A 17,028-nucleotide genomic window follows, 5' to 3' on the forward strand; every position below is an offset into this window, starting at 1 on the left:
CCATCCATGCTAATCGATATTTGTTGTGCTGTTAATCTATTGATGAATGCCTCACTCGTAAACTGTGCCCCTTGATCCGAATTGAATATCTCAGGGGTTCCGTATTTTGCCAGAGCTTCATCAAGTGCTTCACAACAAAAACTTACATCCATGGTATTGCTTAATCGCCAGCTTAATACACTGCGGCTATGCCAATCCATTATCGCTACCAAGTACGCAAATCCGTGCTTTAACCGTATATACGTTATATCCGTACTCCACACCTGATTAGGACGTTCTACGGTGACGTCGGTAAGCAGATACGGATATGTTGCATGATGTTTATTCGGCCTGCTCGTATTTGGTTTAGGATATATCGGCATCAATCCCATTTTCCTCATTAGACGTCTCACTCTCTTCGGTCCACATCTTTTACCGGTATCCCGCAAATACGCTGTCATGCCACGTACTCCCATAAACGGATGCTTTGTAAACTCTTCATCTATTATATTCATTAACTCAATATTATACGCGCTTTCTGGCGCAGCATGATAGTAAAGCCCTGATCGATTAATTGCCAAAAGATTACATTGGTTCCTCATACTCATTTCCTCTTTATCCTTATCTAACAACAATTTGCGCTCCTTAGGTCTTAAAACGGTAATTTTTTTTTAAGCCAATTGTTTTCTACTTCTAATTGTCCAATCCGCTTGTATAAATTATCAACCAGCTTTTCCTTATCCTTTTCATCCGGATCCTTTTTGCCAGAAAACAATCCGGGCAAGCCTTCTCGCAGTTCACTTTTCCATTGTGCGATCTGTGTCGAATGAACCCCATATTCGCTGCTGATCTCTGCTGTTGTCTTTAACCCTTTTATTGCCTCAATTGCTACTTTTGCTTTAAATTCCTTGCTGAATTGCTTTCTCATGCTTCCCATCCAGACCTCCTGTGTTTGTCCCACCATTATACCTTATTTCTCTATCTTATACACTGGTCTGATTTTTGGGGAGTATTATACTTTTAGGGTTAGTGGGGCTAAAAAGGCGCAAGAAAAGAGCATAACCTTTTATTGTGATAAGTGTTACGACTATTAAGTTTTAAAAATTGGTGGTATCGAGACCGCCGTTTTTCTTTTTGTTGATACTGGCCAATTAATAAATATCATATATTTTCAAAAAAAATATTGACATTTATGGCGATATGACGATAATTGCAGTTTCTACATATAAATAGAGGTGATTATTATGAAAATATTTCAAATGGGTTTATTAGGTAAAAAGATCGGAATGACAAAGCTCATCAAAGATGATGGTCGGGTTGTTCCTGTATCAGTACTTCAAGTCGGCCCTTGTCCAATCATTAGAAAGAAAACCACAGAAAAAGATTTTTATACTGCCCTGCAGCTTGGCTTTGATGAGAAAAAGAAGAATATTAACAAGCCTGATGCGGGTAATTTCAAGAAATCTAATACAACACCAACGAAGTTTGTTGAAGAGATCCGCTTAAATAACGATGAGGAAGCTGCATCATTTGAAGCTGGTAAGGAAATAAAGGCTATTGATGTATTTAAAACCGGTGAATTTGTTGATGTGAGTGCTACTTCTATCGGAAAAGGTTTTCAAGGTGTTATGAAGCGTCATAATATGAAGGGTTTTACTGAAAGCCGTGGTACACATGAAGTTAAACGTCATGGTGGATCAATTGGTTGTATGTATCCTCAACGTGTTATTAAAGGTAGGCATATGCCAGGGCAAATGGGTAACAAAAAAGTTACTACTCAGAACCTTGTTATTGAAGATATTAAAGAAGAAGATAATCTTATTTTGCTTCGTGGTGCAGTACCAGGCAAAAACGGTTATGTAGTGATAAAAAAAGCGATTAAGAAAATATCAGCTAAAAAATAAGTTTATACTTTATTTTTTCCGACAATAAAAACCTCATAGCTTTCCTTACGGGAACTATGAGGTTTTTGCGTTTTACAGACTTTGTACGATTTCTTCACTTCGTGGTAAAAAGCGGGAAAATCTTCTCCTTGGAATATCTTCATAATTAAATTGCCATTCTTTTTAAGCAGTGTTCTCGAAAGCTCAAAGACACGTTCGCATATGCGTAGAGATTTTTGACAATCGGTAAACCTGTCGCCGGAAGTGTTTGGTGCCGCGTCACTCATAATACAATCAAAAAGAGGACTAATCGCCTGTATTTCTTCTACTGTTACTTCAAAAATATCTCTTTGAATAAAAGTAATGTTTTTTTGAGAATCAATCTTTAAGGGTTGGACATCCACTCCTACGATTGATCCCTCATCTCCAATATGTTCTTGAGTATATTGCACCCATGAGCCGGGTGAACAGCCGATATCAAGTATGGCATCACCTTTACGAATAACCTGGTGCTTCTTTTGTATTTCTTCCAATTTATATACTGAACGAGCAAGATATTTTTCTTTTTTTGCTTTTTGGTGATAATGATCTTTACGTCTTTCGATTCTCATCGTCTGTTTTTCCCTAAAAGGATTGGTAAAAGGTGCTCTTTTCCTGTTTCTTTCAGTGCGCGTTTAACGAGCATATAATTCCTTTTTTGCGAATGCTGCAGGAGTGCTCGCTGCATTTTTCTTTCACGAACAGTTTTAGCTACATGTATAGTGTTTCCATGAAGATCTTTTTCAGCATAATACATTGCTGTTGCAAGAGTCATTGGTGTCGGGGTAAAGTCTTGTATCTGTTCGGGATTAAAGTGTAATTTCTTTGTTTCTAGTGCAAGCGATATCATATCATCAAGCGTGCACCCAGGGAACGATGAAATGAAGTAGGTTACGACATATTGTTTTTTCTTGAGAGTTTTATTCATAACGTCATATTTGCTTATAAAGTCAGTAAATTGCTTATATGGCGGTTTATGCATAAGCCGTAAGATACGGCTGACAGAATGTTCGGGCGCTATTTTCAGCTGTCCACTGATATAGTGCGCACACAGCTCTTTAAAAAAGTTGCTTTTTGTATCTTTTAACACAAGATCGTACCGTACACCTGTTGATAAAAAGACGTGTTTTACTTTTGGGTGAGAGCGAATTTTCTTTAAAAGTTTGAGCTGGTGGCTATGATCGCAGATGAGCGAATTGCAGATCTCAGTTCCCATACAGGTTTTATCTTTACATTTACCAGATCGAGCCATTTTTATGCAATGCATCATATACATATTTGCTGTCGGACCGCCTACATCAGAAATAGTTCCTCTAAAACTTTTCATATGCGTTATTGCAGTGACCTCTTTTAATATAGATGTTTCACTGCGAGACTGTACCTGTGTTCCCTGATGTGCCGATATCGAACAAAATGTGCAGTTACCCATACATCCGCGATGGCTTGTGATAGAGAATTGTACTGGAGTGAGTGCTGGTATCCCCCCTTGTGCCTTGTATGAGGGATGCGCCTCTCGCGTATAGGGAAGATCATATATGAGATCGATATCTTTTGCGGCCAGAGGCATGGGTGGGGGTAGCTGGATAATATACCTTTGCCCTGTTTTTTGCACGAGTGTTTTACCGTGAAAGGGATCTTGCTCGCTGTATATCTTCTTTGTTGCATGGATAAGATTTTCTTTGTCAGAAAGAATGTCTTCATACGATGGAAGGAATACTGCATCATTATATAGGGAAACATCACGCCTAGTTATCATTGTGCCGCGTATTGTATCTAATGACTCGATAGTGTCACCCTGGTTTAGTCTATTTGCAATCTCAACTATTTGTGTTTCGCCCATACCATAGGCAAGGATATGTGCACCTGAATCAAGAAGAATTGATCTGCGCAGTTTGTCTTCAAGGTAATCATAATGGGCAAACCGCCTGAGACTTGCTTCAAGTCCACCGATAATGATAGGTATTTTACCGAATGCTTCACGCACTTTATTGGTGTATGCAATAAGTGGCCGGTTTGGTCTCAAACCGGTTTCCCCTCCCGGTGAGTATGCGTCAGCACTGCGGCGTTTCTTTACCGGTGTATAATGCGAGACAAGCCAGTCAAGATTGCCACCGGAAATACCGACAAAGAGGCGAGGAGTGCCCATAACAGTAAAATCTTTTATTGAAAGCCAGTTTGGTTGCGCAATAATACCGACCTTATATCCTTTGCTTTCAAGCACGCGGGATAATATGGCTATACCAAAAGAGGGGTGGTCGCAATATGCGTCGGCACTCACAAGAAGAATATCAAGCTCTTTCCATCCGCGTTTGGTTATTTCGTTTTTATTTGTAGGCAGCAGCTGCATTCTTTAATATTACCATACTGTCCTTAGGGGAGATACAACAAAGATATTTGCGTACTTTTGTGTTGCCATTAAAAAGATTATTGTTACAATGTTCAGTCTCTCAACATTTCCAGGAATAGCTTCTAGGTACAATACATGAAAAAAGAACGAAAAATATTGCGGTTAGCACTAGCTCAGATAAATCCTACTGTTGGCGATTTGTCCGGCAATGTAAAAAAGATCAATAGTTTCATCACTAAAGCCAAAGACAGTGATGTTGATATTATTGTGTTTCCCGAGCAGGTCGTGCCGGGATACCCAGCCGAAGATCTTCTTCTAAAGAAACAGTTCGTAAATGATAATAAACGCGCATTACGTAAAGTAGTAGAAAATACAAGCGGTATTGTTGCCATTGTCGGTAATCTCAAATCATACAAAGATACATTGTATAATTCTGCGTGCGTGATGAGTGATCGAAAAATACATGGCTGTTACAATAAGATGTTTTTGCCGAATTACGGGGTGTTTGATGAAAAGAGATACTTTGATAAAGGGGAAGAACACTGTATTTTTCTGAAAAATAATGTGCCTATAGGCATTAATATTTGTGAAGATCTCTGGGTAGAAAAAGGTTCAACAAATGTTCTTGCCAGGTGCGGGGCCCAGCTTGTTATAAATCTTTCTGCCTCACCGTACCATTTAAAGAAGAAAAAAGAGCGTGAAGACCTGTTTAGATCTAAGGCGCTTTCCTATAAAGTAAATGTTGTGTATGTCAATATGGTTGGTGGTCAGGATGAAATACTTTTTGATGGAGCGAGTGTCGCCATTGATAAAAGCGGTAAAGTGATTGCTTCAGCGAAACAGTTTGAGGAAGATCTCGTCATATTTGATATGGAGTTTCAAAAAACATCTTCAATGACAGAAGTAAAGAAAAGGGCAAAAGGGCACCCTGTTAATGTTGTAAAGCTTGAGGGGCATGAAAAAGGAACAGAACGTGCACCACTGACACCTGTTATTCAGAAACAGATGAGGGAAGAAAAAGAAATTTATAGCGCTTTAGTGTTAGGCACCAGAGATTATGTCAAAAAGAACGGTTTTCAAAAGGTGGTGCTTGGCATATCCGGGGGGATTGATTCAAGCTTAGTTGCAAGTATTGCTGTTGATGCGCTTGGTCCTGATAATGTCATAGGTGTTTTTATGCCGTCACGATATACGTCGGATGAGAGCAAAAAAGATGCAGAAGAACTTGCAACGAATCTTAAAATAAAACTGCATACCGTACCGATAGATCATATCTTTGGCGTATATCTAAAAGAAATGAGAAGTTTCTTTGCGGGAAAAAAAGCGAATATTGCTGAAGAAAATATTCAGGCACGCATCAGAGGTAATCTCTTGATGGCATTTTCAAACAAGCTTGGATGGCTTGTCTTAACGACAGGCAACAAAAGTGAAATGAGCGTGGGGTATTGCACTCTTTACGGTGATATGGCAGGCGGTTTTGCAATTATTAAGGATGTGTTGAAAGAAAGAGTTTATAAACTGTCTCTTTTTGTGAATATGTATAAGGGATATAATATTATTCCGGTCAATGTGATACGCAAGGAACCGACAGCAGAATTAAGAGCTAATCAGAAAGATTCAGATAGTTTGCCGCAATATTCGAGTCTTGACCCGATCTTAAAGAATTACATTGAAAAAAATAAGAGCCATAAAGATCTCTTTAAAATGGGTTTTGAAAAACGTACGGCAATGAGAATGATGAACCTGGTTGATTCTAATGAATATAAACGCCGGCAAGCCCCGCCGGGGATAAAAATCAGTCCATTAGCGTTTGGAAGGGATAGACGCTACCCAATAACCAATAAGTACCGCATAAAAGGTAACAGCAAAAGTCATTTCTAATAAATTCTTCATTTTTTCGATTGTCAAAACACAAAAATGATTTACAATGAGAATTGTACCGTTGATTAACTGTGGAAGCTAAAAAGGAGAGTAGTAATTATGTATAATGATGATGCGTATGAAGAAGATGAATTGATGGATTATGTTGAGGATTTTGAGGATGCGCTACGTGAAATCATCGATGATTTACCTGAGTTTAAAGATCTCATGGATTTCTTGAAGAATAGACATGGCAATATAGCTCTCTATATGGGTGTTCAGGTTGTTGGAGATAAAGGGAAGAAGAAGCAAAATAAAAGATCTCCAAAAGACGGCAAAATAAGAAGACTGCCCATACAGTTTGAGTTTACTCAAAATGATAAGAAATTCCTGAAATCGCTTCACATAGATTGCGATATTTGATATATCTGACAAATAACATATTCTGGATACAATGGAACAAACGCAAACAGTAAACATATTTATAGCGTTTCTTGCGGGACTCTTATCTTTTCTATCTCCGTGTATATTGCCTTTAATACCATCATATCTGTTTTTTATTACTGGTTTGTCTGTAAAGCAGCTATCCGAAGAAACTCAAAGAGCAAAGGTAAGGACAACAGCTCTTTTAAATTCTGTAAGTTTTGTTCTTGGATTTACGCTTGTTTTTTGTGCGCTGGGTGCTACCGCGTCATTTATTGGGCAGAAACTGTTTGAGTACCAGTATATTATTATGAAGGTTGGTGGTGCGTTTATTATCCTTTTCGGTATACATCTTACCGGTATATTTTCGTTTGGTTTTCTTCAAAAAGAAAAAAAAGTCCATGTCAGAAGCAAAAAGTGGGGATATTTGGGGTCATTTATTGTGGGCCTTGCGTTTGGGGCTGGTTGGACACCGTGTGTAGGGCCGATACTTGGTTCAATACTTGTTATGGCAGGTACTACGGGCGAAATGTATAAAGGAGTGATCCTTTTAGGTTTTTATTCTTTAGGGATAGGCCTCCCCTTTATATTTGCTACACTTGCGGTTAATACCTTTCTCGGCTTGCTGGAACGCTTCAAAAAATGGATCAAAGTATTTTCAATACTCAGCGGTGTTTTCCTTATTATTGTCGGAATACTTCTTTTTACTAACCAGTTTACTGTTTTGTCAAACTGGCTCGTGCAGATCACCACAAACTGACTTCGTCAGATTTCCTAAAAAAGAGTCACATAAAGTCTGTTTCAGCTCTACGCCAAATTATCTCGATTTTTCTACGCCAACACGATTACAATATTTGTGTAGAGGGCATGTGCTGCATAGTGGTGAGATGGGTCTGCAGAGATTTTGTCCATAGCTGACAAGTAAATCGTTGTAGATTATCCAGTGTTTTTTTGGAAGGATCTCCCTTAAGGTAAATTCTGTTTCATTCGGATTTTTTGTTTTAACCAATCCGAACCGGTTTGATATCCGATGAACATGTGTATCAACACATATTCCGTATTTTCCATATCCGAGCGTTACGACAAGATTCGCTGTTTTTCGGCCAACACCCTTTAATGTTAAAAGATCATCGATCGTATCAGGGACCTTACCTTTATATTGATTAAGCAAAGTGTGGCAAATATGTAATATTGAACGCGCTTTTGTTTTATAGAAACCGACAGGATAAATAAGTTTTTCAATTTCACGTGGCGTGAGAAGAATCATTCTTCTTGGTGTGGCGGCTTTTTTGAATAGCCGATAAGAAGCGTCTCGTGTTGTTTCATCTTTTGTGCGTAAACTTAAAACAGTCGAAATGAGTATTTTAAACGGATCATGATTTTTACGGGAAAACTCTGTAACAATTGGTAACCTAAATTTTGCAACTTCTTTTTCCAGCAGAGAAATAACAATATCAATATTTTTTATCTTCATTATGTGTATTTTCTTTTTTTGCTGTTAGCCGCACAGTCTTTCAGGTTTCCGGGGATCCTTAATGGTGTCTTGATAAAAAGTTTTTTTCACTAATCGATGTGCTATTTACTATACGCTCTACGCTAAGCGCTATCCGCTATTTGAGTCTCTGGTCTTTTAGAATAGATTCCACTTGATCATACGCATTGTATCTTTGAAGTTCTTTCCTGCTTCTCGTGCAATGGTCGGTTCGTAGCCGCAATGCATCATGCAGTTTTTACAGCGTTTATCATTGTTCGGGCCGTACTTCTCCCAGGGGGTTTTATTCATTAGTTCATTAAAACTGTCATAATGTGTATCGGTAATCAGGTAACAGGGGCTTTTCCATCCGCGGACATTTCGATTGGGATTTCCCCATGGGGTGCAGTCGTACGATCGCTTTCCTTGTAAGAAGTCCATATAAAGCGGTGTATTCATTATGGGTATCTTATCAAGGTGAGCGGAGAGTTCCTTAAATTTATTGATTGTCTTTTCCTTTGTGAGAAACATATCACTATCACTATCAAAATAACTGAATCCCGGTGCAAGCATTATTCCGTTTACCTTTAGAGATTTCAGTAATGTGAGAAGTGAAACGATTTCCCCAACATTTGTTTCACTATATATGGTCGTGTTAATAACCACCCGATATCCGCGTTTTTTTGCATCTTTGATGCTTTTTATCGCTTGGGCAAAAACACCTGACCTGTTACGGATGGCGTCATGAGTGGTATCCATTCCGTCAAGTGATACATTGATATTAAGATATGGGCTTGGTTTGTTTCGGGATAAAAAATCGGACAGCAGTAAGGCGTTGGTGCATAGGTATATATGTTTTTTTCTGGATATAATGCCGCTTACCAGTGCGTCAATTTCAGGATAGATGAGAGGTTCCCCTCCGGTTATTGAAATAATTGGTGCACCGGACTCATCGATTGCGCTAAAGCATTCTTTGAGTGACAACATATCACTAAGGGTGTCTTTAAATTCTCGTATTTTTCCGCATCCTTCACAGGAAAGGTTGCATTTATGGAGCGGTTCGAGCATGAGAACCAGAGGATAACGGTCATTATTCCTTACTTTGTTTTGAACAATGTAAGACGTTAGCGAATATAGTAATAATGGATGAAACTTCATAAAAAAATGTCTTGTTAGAAGTTAAATAATGATTGTATAATCTTTAGCAATTATACATGAATCGTCAGGAAAAGGGAGTAAAGAATGAAAGATATTTTCTTGAGGGAGAAGGAGTACACTTTGCATGCAATAAAAGAAGTTGCTCGCAAAGAACCCGAAACAACCTCTCTCAAAGATGATTCCAATGAAGTCAGAAATGCAATAGATAATGCCCGCTCATACCTTCTTAACCGTCAAGATGTAAGGGGTTTCTGGATAGAAGAACTTGAATGTGATTGCACTACCACTGCTGATTACATCATATTGCTCAATTTCCTTGGTTGGCAAGAAGGACAGTATAAGAAAAAGATCAAAAAAGCCGCTGTCCGCATACGTGAACTTCAGCAAGAAGACGGTAGTTGGAATATATTTTATAAAGGCCCAGGAGAAATCAGTGCAACGGTAAAAGCATATTTTGCGCTCAAGCTTGCCGGTTACAATCAAAATGAGCCGTTCATGAAAAAAGCGCGCGATTTCATCCTTAATAAAGGCGGTGTTGAACGCTCAAATATCTTTATGAAGCTCTATCTTGCGTTATTTGGACAATACAGCTGGAAAGGTGTGCCGGCGTTACCTGCAGAACTTATTTTCTTTAAAAGATTCTTTGTGTACGAAATGAGCTCGTGGACACGTACAATTGTTATCCCGCTTTTTATAATCGGATCATACAAACCACGCGTAGATTTACCTGAGGAAAAAGGTATCGGGGAACTTTTTGATGGTAAAGAGTTTACCAATGATGTCCTCATATCTTTTGATAAGAAGATTTTTAGCTGGAAAAACTTTTTCCTCGTTTTAGATACGATCTTTAAGTTCTTTGAGAAGATTCATTTTGTACCGCTGAGGAAGGTTGCCGTAAAGATGTGTGAAAAATGGATATATGAACATTTAGAAGGGTCAGCTGGTCTTGGGGCAATATGGCCTTCAATGGTAAATGCTGTCATGGCGCTTAAATGTTTGGATTATAAAGAAGATGATCTCATATTTATTAAGGCGATGACCGATATTGAGGATCTGGTTATAGAAGAAAAGAATACTGTTCGGGCACAACCCTGTGTTTCACCAGTATGGGACAGCGCAATAACCTTGATAAGTTTAGCTGAAAGCGGTTTGTCTCCAACATCTACTCCCATGCAAAAAGGTGGGAAATGGATTTTATCGAAGGAGATTAAAAAAGACGGTGATTGGAAAGTTAAGAATCATCAAGGAAACCCCGGCGGCTGGGCATTTGAATTTGAAAATGAATTTTATCCTGATATTGATGATAGCGCTATGGTTCTTCTGGCTCTCAAACGGCTCGATCTCGAAGAAAATGAAGAGGCCAAAACACTGGCAATTGAAAGAGCCCTTTCGTGGATACTTTCAATGCAAAACGATGATGGCGGTTGGGCCGCATTTGATAAAAATAATAACAAAGAAATATTAACGAATATACCGTTTGCGGATCATAATGCGATGATTGATCCGTCTTGTAATGATATTACGGGACGCGTATTAGAAGCCTTAGGTGATTTTGGGTTTACCGCAAGCGACGAGCCAGTTAAAAAAGCGGTTAATTATCTTTTGAAAAACCAGGATAAAGATGGATCGTGGTTCGGGCGATGGGGTGTAAATTATATTTATGGTACCTGGGCGGTTATAACAGGTATGGTCAATGTTGGTGTGTGTTTGGACGATTCGTGTATTCGAAAAGGGATTGAATGGATAAAAGAATGTCAAAATCAAGATGGCGGCTGGGGTGAGTCCGTCATATCGTATGATAGAATTGATTTAAAAGGAACAGGTGTGAGCACTGCATCTCAGACTGCATGGGCGCTTTTGACACTATTTTCTTGTGGAGAATATGAGTCAGCTATCGTGAGAAGCGGGATAGATTATCTCCTGCACTCGCAGCATAAGGATGGTATGTGGTTAGAGAATGAGTTTACCGGAACAGGTTTTCCAAAAGTATATTATTTGAAATATAATTCTTATAAAACCAATTTCCCTCTCTTGGCGCTATCACGATATTTCTATCGGAGATAAGCGTGATCCCTTGGTATCAAAATGCAATATTGTGCAGGCAAAAAAACATAATACTATGAACAAAAAAGTAATCACATTAATTATCGTCCTTTTATCCACTGTAATCTTACAGGCATGCAGTTCGGTTAATCCTCTTCTTCGTTATAATGAAGTGAAAAAAGAAGATGTACCTCTTCAGGAACGAAAATATCCTGCTCCTGAAAAGTACATGGATATGGGTGACTATAAGCTGTGCTATATCGAATACGGTGAGGGCGAGCCACTCCTGATATTGCCTGGCGTGAATTTATCTGTACATAACTGGCGTTATAATTTGCCGCGATATTTTAAGAAATATAAAGTGTATTGCATTGATTTTCCCGGATACGGTAAATCAGGTATGCCTGATGCCGATTACAAAATAGAATTCTTTTCTGATGCTGTTATGAAGTTTATGGACAAGAAAGGGATTAAAAAGACAAATCTTCTCGGTCATTCGCTTGGGGGACAGGTTGCAATATATCTTGCTGCGCAACATCCCGAACGGGTAAATAAACTAATACTGGAAACAGCTACCGGTGTCAGGCCACGATACGGCATTCTAGAAGATCTCATGATAATGTGGTTTATTACAGAAGACAGATTTGCAAACTTACCGCTTCATACCTTGCGTGAATATACCGAAAAAAATTTTTATAATGTATGTGATGCTTGTGAAGAGCTTTTCTGGTATCAAGCAGCGAAACGACTCCATAATCAGGGTACGAAAGAATATGAGAAACGAAACAGAGCGTTTGTGCGTGGAGTACGAAACATAATAATGACAAGCGTGAGAGATAAAGTTAAAAAAATCGATCATCCGACACTTATTATATGGGGACGAGATGATACTTTATGTAATGTGAAAGACGCATATTTTTTAAATGAACAGATGAAAAATTCACGGTTGTTTGTTATTGAAAATTGTGGACATCAACCGCACCTTGAACGCCCAATAGATTATGATGAGGCACTGTTTGATTTTCTGGATAAAAATGAAGCAAGTGAAGATAGCAGCATTAAAAAAAAATATCCCTCAATTGAAGAGTTGGTCGAAAGCGAAGTAAAAGAAGTGGAAAAGGAGTAACGTGAAAGCATTTATAACCGGTGCAACAGGATTTATTGGTTCGGCAGTAGTGCGAGAACTTTTACATGAAGGATGGAAGGTTCGCGCATTGGTGCGCGCGAAAAGTAATTCAAAAAATGTGCGGAAATTACCGATAGAGAGATGTTATGGCGATCTGTGCGATAAAGAATCTCTCATAAAAGGTATGCGCGGATGTCAGGCAGTGTTTCATGTTGCGGCACATTATGATTTGTGGCATGCTGATCCGCGAGTGCCATATAAAATTAATGTTGAAGGAACAAAAAATCTTTTAGAAGCAGCGCTCCAGACCAATATTGAAAAAGTTGTCTATACAAGCTCCGTGAGTACCATTGGTATATGTAAGGAAAAGAAGATTGGCCATGAAGAAACACCAATAGATTATAAATATATCGTTGGCCATTATAAGAGATCAAAATATCTTGCCGAAAAAGAAGCGTTCTCCTTTATTAAAAAAGGGCTTCAGGTTTACATTGTTAATCCGAGCACGCCAATTGGCGAAAGAGATATTAAGCCGACGCCGACCGGTAAGGTTATTGTTGATTACTTAAACGGTAAGATGTACGGTTATATTGAAACAGGGTTAAATATCATTGATGTAAAAGATGTTGCACGCGGACATATTCTTGCTATGCAAAAAGGGAAGGTTGGCGAGCGCTACATACTGGGAAATAAAAATCTTACTTTAAAAGAGATCTTTGATCTTCTAGAAAGTGTCACGGGAAAACCAGCCCCGCGGTTTAAAATACCGTATAATCTTGCCTTATGTGCAGGATTTGCTGACAGTGCTGTTGCAAAACTGCTGAAGAGACGTCCAAACATACCTCTTGATGGAGTGAAGATGGCACGTAAAAAGATGTTTTTTGATGCAACAAAAGCGGTACGAGAGCTTGGACTACCACAAACACCAGTGGAGCATTCATTTAAAAAAGCGTGTGAATGGTTTTCAAGTAACGGGTATGTAAAAGAGTAGTAATTATATGGGAGGATGAATGAAGAAGCGCATAATGAGTCAGATGAAAACAGCAATGAAAAGCGGACAGAAGAACGTCGTTGGTGTTCTGCGAATGATCATAGCTGATATACAAAAAGAAGAAATTGATCTCAAGAAAGAGTTAACCAACGAAGATGTGGTTAAGATAATCAAAAAGGGGATCAAATCACGTGAAGAGTCCCTGCGTATGTATATTGAAGGAAATCGTTCTGATCTTGCAAAAAAAGAAGAAGAAGAAATAAAAGTACTGGTAGACTATCTTCCAAAACAGTTTTCCGAAGATGAGACAGAGGAGCTTGTTGTTAAGATTGTTGCAGAGCTTGATCTTACCTCAAAAAAAGATATTGGCAAACTTATGAAAGAAGTTCTCGGAAGGTATGGAGCGCATGTCGATGGCCGGACAGTATTAACACTTGCTCAAAAAACACTGCAATAATAGTGATTGAGAATGAATGTGTTATCAGTCTTTTTGAGAGATACTGATAAACGTGACCTCTGGTCGACACAGAAACCGAAACGGTAATAACTTAAACGCGCTTAATCCTCTGCTTACATAACAGGGTATGTCATTAAGCGTGACAAAACCCGATGCATGCTTCCCCGGTAATATCGAATGAGTAACCATAGCACCTATAAACGGAAGACATATTTGCCCCCCGTGTGTGTGACCTGAAAGTGCAAGATCAATGAGTGTGTTTGGCGCGAACATCACAGGGTCGGGAGTGTGTGAAAGAAGTATGTTAAATCTCTGTGCATTAATATCCTGGCATGCTTTTTTTATGTCACTTCTGCCCGCATAATAATCATCAATGCCCGCTATAGATATATTGAGCTCATCAATAGTAATATGAGAATTATGCAACAAGTGGCAGTTGTTTTCATGCAGTGTACGTGAAAACAACTCCAGATCTTTTCTTATTACAGAACGTTTGCTCTCTCTGCGTAAAATAACCCCGAGAGCATGATGGAACGTGTATGAATAGTGATCGTGATTTCCCAGCACATAGTATTTCCCGTAAGTAGGATTAAACATATTTAATCCTTTAATAAGACTGTGGAGACCTTCCATTTCATCTATTGAGTCACCAGTTATGAGCACCAAGTCGTATTGCTGTAGAGATACCTTGCGAAGTACATTTATTTTCCAGGGATCTTTCTTCTTGAAATGAAGATCTGAAAGATGAAGAATAGTAAAAGTCTTTTTCGGGAGGTGCTTTGTTGTTTGTATGCTAACGTGTTCTATTTTTACTCTTTTTGGCTCAATAAATACTGACCATAAAGCAATGCAAATGCAAATTGTTAAAAGACATATAAAAAAAGTTGTCATATGTTCTCCAAAAAGTGGTTACGACAAGAGGACTGAGGAGATATGCTTACCGTGAGCGGTTGCTCTTTATAGGAAACTCGAAAAAAAGCATTCTAAAATCTTGCATTGCTGATGAGCCTCTCTTCTGGTCATATTTTACATCCGATAATTCGCGCAGGAAATTCATTTGGCTTACGGGACTTACTTTAAGCGGATGCCTTAATGCGTCACGACTTAATATGTCATGTAAATGTTGCTTTTGCTTATTATAAAATTTGTTAGGTATTTTTGCATCAGGTTTTGATCCAAAATAATAGAGTTGGTATGTTGTACGCCATTTCCAGAAAGCAATAGTCTTTAGCATAGAGTATTCTTTGTCTAGAAACACGCTTTTATACATATTGATCGCTTTTTCTCTCTGCCCTAAAGCATAGGTGCAGTCGGCCATTCGTATCCGTGCCGCATCGATTTTATTTTGATCAGTCGTCATTGGGATGATCTTCTGAAAAAGATCAAGTGCCTCAGCATAATTTCTTCTTTCATAGTTGTTTTCAGCGATACGGAACTTTACTTCGGCTTTTGTCATTGTTTGTGCAAAAAGAGGGAACGAAACACATGTCATTGCAGTCAATATAAGAGCAAATATTGTAAGGGTACGCTTTTTCATAATAGGGGTAAAGTATATCCTTTTAGATATAAAGTAAAGAAGATTTTGACAATGACCTTAGTTTGTCTACAATATAAATAAGAGGTGCAATATGTATTGTAAAGTTATTGGTATGGCATTTATTATCTTAAGTCTTTGCGTAACGGTACATGCAGATATTGAGCTTACATCAGGCGAGCAGGACGGTTTTGTAAATGAAAAAGAATATAATCGCAATGGGCGAACCGTACTTGTTGGTAAAAGAGATTTTGTTGGGGTATTTGAGTTTCATCTTACTCAAAAAATACCGGTAAAGAAAGCAACGCTTGTCCTAACAGTTTCTACCGTCAAGGTGCCCGGAGAGTTTATTGTATACCATTTGCTTTCATTTAATAATGGAAGAGCAGAGGTGCAAGATTATTTTTCTCCCGGTGACGTTGTGAAAAAGATATATGTTGATAGTCCAAAGACGGTGAGAATCGATGTTACCCGAGAAGTGAATCAAGATATTCAAGGTCCGGGAGAATTTACCAGCTATAAAGTCGCAACAGAAAGTAATGGAGAAATACTTTTTCAGGGATTTGATTCAGGGGTAGATTATGCAAAAATCGAGACAATCCCCTAAATTGAGCGTATATCTACCCCTGAATCATGAGCTGAAAGATAATTTCTACTTCTTTTTCATAGTAGCGGTAATTAATAATATAGTGAGTTATGGTGTATAGAGAAATTATTTATATGCCCCTCTAAGAAGAATCTAAAATAACCTGCCCTTTTTTATCGTTTTAAGCATTGGAGTATGTATAGATCCGTTTGATGCAAGAATATCTTTATTGTAACAGGAATAATCATTCCCTTTATAGTCGGTAATACGAGCCCCAGCTTCCTGCGCAATAAGAAATCCTGCGGCAGTGTCCCACGGATTAAGATTCAGCTCCCAAAACCCGTCAAGTCGACCGCAGGCAACATAACACAGGTTAAGTGCCGCGGATCCGTCACGACGTATTCCCTGGCAGGATAAGAGAAAATTTTTAAATATTTTAATAACCTTTGAATGGTTTTTCCTAATCACGTATGGAAAACCAGTTACCAATAGTGCCCGTTCAATATGTTTTATATGTGACACCTGTATCTTTTTATTGTTGAGATATGCCCCGTGACCGGATTCAGCATAAAAGTATTCTTCCATAACGGGGTTGTAGACAAGACCTAAAATTATTTTGTTTTTGTATTCGAGGGCTATAGAGACACAATAGACAGGATAGGCGTGAGCATAGTTTGTTGTGCCGTCTAAGGGATCAATTATCCATTTGTAAGGAGAGCCAGTTATGCGCCCGCCGCCTTCTTCTGCTAAAATATCGTGATCAGGAAATGCTTTGGTAAGTATTTGTACGATTATTTTCTCTGACTGCTTGTCAATATCAGTAACAAGGTCAATTCTGCCCTTATACTGGATATGTTTAGGTTTGAGAGCGTTCTTTTTGAGTATCGCTCCTGCTTTTTGAGCAGCTAAAAACGCTGTTTTTTTAAAAATAGGTTTCATGTATTACCTTTCCATTGCCATATTTTAATGAGGCACAATTTATTTGTAAAGGTAAAACAGTTGATATCAACGATTCCGCAACAATACGCATAAGGTATGATTTTAAGCTTAATTAGAGGTTTTTAAACAAAGGGTCATATTCGCGAAAGGATTTCGCTTAAAAAATTGGATTACAAAAGACGATTATATCTA

The 17,028-nt window shown here is 38.5% G+C and carries 18 protein-coding genes; 9 read left to right on the forward strand and 9 right to left on the reverse strand.

Going from position 1 to position 17,028, the window contains the following annotated elements; all coding sequences use genetic code 11:
* Together P9M13_00190 and P9M13_00195 are read right to left on the reverse strand one after the other, a co-directional pair.
* Nucleotides 1–581, reverse strand: a 581-nt coding sequence (locus P9M13_00190) for an IS3 family transposase (protein MDP8261703.1), incomplete at its 3' end; no start/stop codon positions are given.
* A gap of 50 nt (nt 582–631) precedes the next feature.
* Complete coding sequence (locus tag P9M13_00195; protein MDP8261704.1) at nt 632–907, reverse strand: transposase; 276 nt, start codon at nt 905–907, stop codon at nt 632–634.
* Between the two features lie 316 nt (nt 908–1,223).
* On the opposite strand from P9M13_00195, the gene rplC reads away from it, so the two are divergent.
* A complete protein-coding gene (rplC, locus tag P9M13_00200) occupies nt 1,224–1,883 on the forward strand; it encodes a 50S ribosomal protein L3 (protein MDP8261705.1) in 660 nt (219 codons plus the stop codon).
* A gap of 2 nt (nt 1,884–1,885) precedes the next feature.
* Here rplC and P9M13_00205 read toward each other — a convergent pair whose 3' ends face one another.
* On the reverse strand, nt 1,886–2,473 hold the full coding sequence (locus P9M13_00205; GenBank protein ID MDP8261706.1) for an RlmE family RNA methyltransferase: 588 nt from the start codon (nt 2,471–2,473) through the stop codon (nt 1,886–1,888).
* Nucleotides 2,470–4,248, reverse strand: coding sequence for a YgiQ family radical SAM protein (locus tag P9M13_00210; protein ID MDP8261707.1), 1,779 nt, complete (start codon nt 4,246–4,248; stop codon nt 2,470–2,472). Before P9M13_00210 ends, P9M13_00205 begins: the two co-directional genes overlap by 4 nt.
* Nucleotides 4,249–4,383: 135 nt before the next feature.
* Between P9M13_00210 and P9M13_00215 the strand changes: the two genes are divergently transcribed.
* The 3 genes from P9M13_00215 to P9M13_00225 all read left to right on the forward strand — a co-directional run bounded on the left by P9M13_00215 (nt 4,384) and on the right by P9M13_00225 (nt 7,291).
* Nucleotides 4,384–6,129: an NAD+ synthase gene (locus P9M13_00215; protein MDP8261708.1), complete on the forward strand. Its 1,746-nt coding sequence runs from the start codon at nt 4,384–4,386 to the stop codon at nt 6,127–6,129.
* A gap of 99 nt (nt 6,130–6,228) precedes the next feature.
* Nucleotides 6,229–6,531: a hypothetical protein gene (locus tag P9M13_00220; protein MDP8261709.1), complete on the forward strand. Its 303-nt coding sequence runs from the start codon at nt 6,229–6,231 to the stop codon at nt 6,529–6,531.
* 31 nt (nt 6,532–6,562) lie between these two features.
* Nucleotides 6,563–7,291: a cytochrome c biogenesis protein CcdA gene (locus P9M13_00225; protein ID MDP8261710.1), complete on the forward strand. Its 729-nt coding sequence runs from the start codon at nt 6,563–6,565 to the stop codon at nt 7,289–7,291.
* 57 nt (nt 7,292–7,348) lie between these two features.
* Here the strand turns inward: P9M13_00225 and nth are convergent, their stop codons facing one another.
* Together nth and hpnH are read right to left on the reverse strand one after the other, a co-directional pair.
* Nucleotides 7,349–8,005: an endonuclease III gene (gene nth, locus P9M13_00230; protein MDP8261711.1), complete on the reverse strand. Its 657-nt coding sequence runs from the start codon at nt 8,003–8,005 to the stop codon at nt 7,349–7,351.
* 156 nt (nt 8,006–8,161) lie between these two features.
* A complete protein-coding gene (gene hpnH, locus P9M13_00235) occupies nt 8,162–9,160 on the reverse strand; it encodes an adenosyl-hopene transferase HpnH (GenBank protein MDP8261712.1) in 999 nt (332 codons plus the stop codon).
* Nucleotides 9,161–9,244: 84 nt separating this feature from the next.
* On the opposite strand from hpnH, the gene shc reads away from it, so the two are divergent.
* The 4 genes from shc to P9M13_00255 are packed head-to-tail and all read left to right on the forward strand — an operon-like array spanning nt 9,245 to nt 13,777.
* Nucleotides 9,245–11,224: a squalene--hopene cyclase gene (gene shc, locus P9M13_00240; protein ID MDP8261713.1), complete on the forward strand. Its 1,980-nt coding sequence runs from the start codon at nt 9,245–9,247 to the stop codon at nt 11,222–11,224.
* A gap of 55 nt (nt 11,225–11,279) precedes the next feature.
* Nucleotides 11,280–12,329, forward strand: a complete 1,050-nt coding sequence (locus P9M13_00245) for an alpha/beta hydrolase (GenBank protein ID MDP8261714.1) — start codon at nt 11,280–11,282, stop codon at nt 12,327–12,329.
* Nucleotide 12,330: 1 nt separating this feature from the next.
* Complete coding sequence (locus tag P9M13_00250; protein MDP8261715.1) at nt 12,331–13,320, forward strand: NAD-dependent epimerase/dehydratase family protein; 990 nt, start codon at nt 12,331–12,333, stop codon at nt 13,318–13,320.
* A 19-nt stretch (nt 13,321–13,339) separates the two neighbouring features.
* Nucleotides 13,340–13,777 (forward strand): GatB/YqeY domain-containing protein, encoded by a 438-nt coding sequence (locus tag P9M13_00255; protein MDP8261716.1) that lies wholly within the window; start codon nt 13,340–13,342, stop codon nt 13,775–13,777.
* Between the two features lie 24 nt (nt 13,778–13,801).
* Here the strand turns inward: P9M13_00255 and P9M13_00260 are convergent, their stop codons facing one another.
* Nucleotides 13,802–14,668, reverse strand: a complete 867-nt coding sequence (locus P9M13_00260; GenBank protein MDP8261717.1) for a metallophosphoesterase — start codon at nt 14,666–14,668, stop codon at nt 13,802–13,804.
* Nucleotides 14,669–14,714: 46 nt separating this feature from the next.
* Nucleotides 14,715–15,314: a tetratricopeptide repeat protein gene (locus P9M13_00265; protein ID MDP8261718.1), complete on the reverse strand. Its 600-nt coding sequence runs from the start codon at nt 15,312–15,314 to the stop codon at nt 14,715–14,717.
* A 91-nt stretch (nt 15,315–15,405) separates the two neighbouring features.
* Here P9M13_00265 and P9M13_00270 point away from each other — a divergent pair, with 91 nt between their 5' ends.
* Nucleotides 15,406–15,918 carry a hypothetical protein gene (locus P9M13_00270; protein MDP8261719.1) on the forward strand — a complete coding sequence of 171 codons (513 nt, stop codon included), beginning with the start codon at nt 15,406–15,408 and terminating at the stop codon, nt 15,916–15,918.
* A gap of 132 nt (nt 15,919–16,050) precedes the next feature.
* On the opposite strand, the gene P9M13_00275 is transcribed toward P9M13_00270, so the two are convergent.
* Entirely contained in the window at nt 16,051–16,836 is a 786-nt protein-coding gene (locus P9M13_00275) for an inositol monophosphatase family protein (protein MDP8261720.1), read from the reverse strand.
* Nucleotides 16,837–17,028: the final 192 nt, after the last annotated feature.

The organism is Candidatus Ancaeobacter aquaticus (assembly GCA_030765405.1).
GTDB classification, from domain to species: Bacteria; Auribacterota; Ancaeobacteria; order Ancaeobacterales; family Ancaeobacteraceae; genus Ancaeobacter; species Ancaeobacter aquaticus.